Raw genomic sequence first — 774 nt, 5'->3', positions numbered from 1 at the left:
AATACTATACATTCTCTTGATGAGCGTTTTTGCGTACATTCAAAAAAAACTCTGGATGAAAACATAAGAACAACCGTTATAAATACAGCCCATATTAACGAAATAAAATTGCCGTAACGGACTGCTTTTCGTATGCGGTTAAGCTGATTCGCTCCCTTGTTCTGTGAAACAACTGTAGAAAGAGCTATGGCTATTGTATTCATAGGCATCATACAGAAACTGTTGATTCTACGCGCCGTTATGTGCCCTGCAATTACAAGATAACCTAATCCGTTTATGGCGCTTTGAAGCACGATAGTGCCTAAGGTTACAATCGACATCATAAAGCTCATAGAAAAACCTTGCGCAGTAAGTTCTTTGTATAATGCGGCATCATAATGGAAATGTTCTTTGCGAGGAATAAGTATTCGGCATCTTTTAAAAATATAAAACAGACAAAGCGCCGTAGAGATACTTTGCGCGACAACCGTAGCCGCCGCCGCGCCGCGGACTCCCATATTAAATTTTGTGATAAAAACAATATCAAACACTATGTTAAGTATTGATGAAATAATCAGAAATATAAGCGGCATTGTACTATCGCCTATAGCTTGCAAGAGTCCGGCGCAGAGATTATAAGTAAAAGTTATATTTAAAAAGACGGTCAAAATTGAAATATACGAATATGCCGTATCTATTATATCTTCCGGTATGTTAATTAATTTTAAAAGTTGCGTCATAAAAATACTTGCGGTAATCGAAATGAAAAGCGTCAACAGGATGCCAATTACAATC

The 774-nt window shown here is 37.1% G+C and carries 1 protein-coding gene; it reads right to left on the bottom strand.

Translation table 11 applies throughout. From position 1 onward, the window contains the following. Positions 1-719 (bottom strand): MATE family efflux transporter (locus tag ACYVRA_RS07695; protein ID WP_461252152.1); only part of this gene is annotated, 719 nt, incomplete at its 3' end. Positions 720-774: the final 55 nt, after the last annotated feature.

The sequence above is a fragment of the Treponema sp. R8-4-B8 genome (assembly GCF_054786175.1).
This window is presented reverse-complemented; position numbering and strand designations above follow the sequence as displayed.